We start from the raw sequence: 3912 nt of genomic DNA, 5'->3' as shown, positions 1-3912 counted from the left end.
CACCTGGCATGGCCAGGCGCAAATGTTTTCGGTGGGGCGAGTAATCGCAGTCCCAGTCCGTACGTCGCAAAGCGGGCGCTCTCTAGCTTTTCTTATTGCTAATTTTTGCACGAGATGGTTATGCTATTAATATGCTAGGAAGTATTGATACTCTATAGGTACAAGGGGTGATGTTATGGTTCAAGGAACAGCGAATTGGAGTACACAACTTAACAAAGAGTGGCTTCAGGAATATGTGGATGATTGGGTTCGATTTTATCGCAAACATACGAGTGCCGGAAAAGTAGCGGATTACATTCCTATGTTAAAAGAGGCTAATCCGGATCATTTAGGGATCACTATCATTGGTTCCAATGGGACAAAAATACGGTCAGGGGATGTGGATATTCCTTTTACCATTCAGAGCATTTCCAAAGTCATTAGCTTTATTGTGGCTTGTATGGAGCGCGGTGTTGGCTATATGTTGGACAGAGTTGATGTAGAGCCAACAGGTGAAGCATTCAATTCCATCATGCATTTAGAGATGAGACAAGTGAAAAAGCCGTTTAACCCATTTGTTAATGCTGGAGCCATAACTGTAACTTCAATGTTACCTGGAAAAACTTCCGATGAGAAACTCGAACCAATGTTTCAATTGCTGGAAGAAATGCTTGGATATCGACCGAGTTTAAATGTGGATGTATATGAATCGGAACGCGACTCATCCATGCGAAACCGGGCGATTGGCTATTATTTATTGGAAACTGGTTTTCTAGAATCGGATTTGAATATTACGTTAGAAACGTATTTTAAGCAATGTTCGATTGAAATTACCGTGGATGATTTAGCCTTAATAGGATTAATTTTAGCAAATGATGGTGCTGACCCTAAAACTCAACAAGAGATTATTCCTCGTCAAGTTGCTCGAATTGCAAAGGCATTAATGCTAACATGTGGGATGTACGATGCTTCTGGAAAATTTGCCACCTATGTTGGTGTTCCTGCAAAAAGTGGAGTATCTGGGGGGATTATTGCTGTTGCCCCACCTAGAGTTCGTGATGAATCACTTCCTTTTATTAATGGCTGTGGAATCGGAGTGTTCGGGCCGTCGCTAGATGAAAAGGGAAATAGTGTAGCCGGAATTCGCTTATTACGGCATATTGCTTCACAATGGGATTTAAGTATTTTTTAACTAGGTTATCTTAGGTAACTTAATAGAACGAGGGAGAGTGGGAAAGATGTGTGGTCGTTATACGTTACTTGCTGATGAATTAGAAATTTTAGATGAGTTTGCTTTGGATCAGCCAATAGATAATTATCACCCAAGTTACAACATCGCTCCTGGGCAAAATGTGTTAGCAATTATCCATGATGGAAAAGAGAAACGTGCCGGCTATATGCGCTGGGGACTTGTCCCATCATGGGCAAAAGATGAAAAAATCGGTTATAAAATGATTAATTCTCGAAGTGAAACGGCACATGAAAAGCCTAGTTTTAAAAACCTAATGGCAAGAAAACGGTGCCTTATCGTAGCAGATAGTTTTTATGAATGGCAAAAAATTGAGGATAAGAAGATTCCAAAACGTATCCAAATGAAGGGCCGAAAGCTTTTTGCTTTTGCTGGTTTATGGGACAAATGGCAGCATGAAGACAAGGATTTATTTACGTGTACGGTATTAACAAAAGATGCCAACCCGTTTATGCAAGAAATACATCATCGAATGCCCATTATCTTGCCAAAAGAATTAGAAAATCAGTGGATCACGCCAACTAAAGTACAACCGGCAGATGCTCATCAATTCTTAGAGGCAGTGGAAGTAGAAGAATTAAAGGCGTACAATGTGGCGACATATGTCAATTCAGCGAAAAACAATGATGAGGCGTGTATTGTCCCATTGGCAGATTAGAACTAATAAACACAACACCTTAATATATGAAACATCCGAACTTGAAAATTACAAAGCTCGGATGTTTTTGGTATATTTTACTTATTTTTCATTATCGCAATAAATTCGTTTGCTTTTTGTTGTGGTGCTTTTGTAACTAAACTAATCCCAACAAATAAAAGTGTTGATAGGGAAAGCCCCCAGATTGAAGAAGCAAGCCCAAAAGGTTTGGTTCCTGTTGCTTCTAAATAAAGCACTACTAGGGCACTTATCGATACACTCCAAATAACGCCAGCTGAAGTTCCTTTTTTCCAGAAAAATGTTCCAAAAAAGGCTGGTACGGCTACAATCAAACCGGAGGATGCTGCAACAGACAGAACGGCAATTAAGTTTAATTCCAGCTCGGCAAAAGCATACGCTAAAATTGCAATGATTGGAATAACTACTTTACCAACCTTTAACTGACTTTCGTCGCTTGAGTTCTTTTTCATATTTCCATAAATATCACGAGCAAACATAGATGACAAGGTTAACATGATCGAATCAATTGTTGAAACAGCCGCAGCAAGAATCCCAATCATAACGATTACGCCTAATGCTGTTGGAACTAAATCTGACGATAGCAGGGAAGGTGTTGCTAAGTCAGCTGTTTCTAGATTAGGAAATAACTGAATCGCTGAAAAACCCCACAAAACAGAAACAAACGTATAGATCAGACCAAAAACTAAAAATCCAATGAGCATTTGCCTTAATCCTTTAAGTGAGGAAGGCATAAACATTCGTTGACTAACCTGTGGATTAGATAGACTAAAGAAGAACCAAGGTAAAGTCATACCTAAGAAAGTTATGAAGCTAAAGTAACCATTTCCAGGTACGGATAGGGATTTAGGATGATTTTGTTCTAGGTTGGCAAAGAATTGACCAAATCCACCTAACCCGTTAATAACCAAAATAACTACAATTGTCGAAGAAATGATCATAAATATTGCTTGTAATGAATCGGTCCAAACAACTGAGCGGATACCAGCTGTATAGGAAAATATGATAGCTAAGACCGTCGCTAAAATAACCCCTACCGTAAAAGGAATTCCACCGTTCGTGATTCCTTGTAAGAGATAACCGACTCCTGCCAACTGTACAGCACTATATGGTATTAAAAATAATAAACTTGTTATCGCGATGACGGTTGCAACTACTTTGGAATCGTATCGATCACCAACCATCTCTGATGGTGTCACGTATCCGTATTTTTTTCCTGCTAACCAAAATCGTGGTCCAAATAATGCTACTAAGGACACACCTGCAAAATAAACAATCTCAAAACCTAATGCGCCTACTCCACCTTGATATGTTAATCCTGCTAATCCAACCATCATAAAAGCACTGAAGGTTGTAGCACTATAACTAAAGGCAGCTAGAATACCATTCATTTGTCTGCCACCAATATAATATCCATCTATACCATGATGTCTGCCTCGACGTGATAGAATAGCCACTCCTAAAGCGATAATAACATATATAATAATTCCCCAAATTACAAAGCTTGTATCCAATTTACTTCCCCCAATCCTTTGTTACCATGATGTTTGCTAGTATGATGAGAACTCCGATGATTCCCCATGTTAAGAAACTGCCATACCATGAATTAACATTTGTGAAAATGGTGTAGGGAAGTATATAAGCTAAAAGAATTAAAATAACGATAAGCATTCCCCAAAATTTCTTCATAAAATAACTCCTCTCGTATCTCTTGTGCATTATTGAACATTGGAATTCCTTCGTTAGTCACTAAATGTGTTTTACAGGTGTCTTTACACATATATTTACATAGAGTAATAGAAAAAGCAATATATATTTTCATTTTTTGCTGAAGGGGATTGTTTTATGCGTTATCAAAAACCATGTCCATCGCAACCGTATGTCACAAATAGGGCGCTCTCTAGCTTTTCTTAAAAGATAAGAATGTATAAAATTCAGAGATGTCTAGCTCCAGCGCCTACCCCCTCGAGGTCTTAAGTCAATCCTCTCTGTGGCAAAGAACGCCACG

Annotated in this window: 4 protein-coding genes; 2 read left to right on the top strand and 2 right to left on the bottom strand. The window is 38.8% G+C overall.

Features of this window, described 5'->3' with window-relative positions:
* The first annotated feature begins 175 nt into the window (after window positions 1-175).
* Together BUB12_RS17260 and BUB12_RS17255 are read left to right on the top strand one after the other, a co-directional pair.
* On the top strand, window positions 176-1171 hold the full coding sequence (locus BUB12_RS17260) for a glutaminase (protein ID WP_072892152.1): 996 nt from the start codon (window positions 176-178) through the stop codon (window positions 1169-1171).
* Window positions 1172-1217: 46 nt separating this feature from the next.
* Window positions 1218-1886, top strand: coding sequence for an SOS response-associated peptidase (locus tag BUB12_RS17255; RefSeq protein ID WP_072892151.1), 669 nt, complete (start codon window positions 1218-1220; stop codon window positions 1884-1886).
* Window positions 1887-1963: 77 nt separating this feature from the next.
* Here the strand turns inward: BUB12_RS17255 and BUB12_RS17250 are convergent, their stop codons facing one another.
* Together BUB12_RS17250 and BUB12_RS17940 are read right to left on the bottom strand one after the other, a co-directional pair.
* On the bottom strand, window positions 1964-3418 hold the full coding sequence (locus tag BUB12_RS17250) for a sodium:solute symporter family protein (protein ID WP_072892150.1): 1455 nt from the start codon (window positions 3416-3418) through the stop codon (window positions 1964-1966).
* 1 nt (window position 3419) lies between these two features.
* Window positions 3420-3593, bottom strand: coding sequence for a hypothetical protein (locus BUB12_RS17940; protein ID WP_200801106.1), 174 nt, complete (start codon window positions 3591-3593; stop codon window positions 3420-3422).
* Window positions 3594-3912 lie beyond the last annotated feature (319 nt).

It is taken from the genome of Ornithinibacillus halophilus (assembly GCF_900129485.1).
Taxonomy (GTDB): Bacteria; Bacillota; Bacilli; order Bacillales; family Amphibacillaceae; genus Ornithinibacillus; species Ornithinibacillus halophilus.
This window is presented reverse-complemented; position numbering and strand designations above follow the sequence as displayed.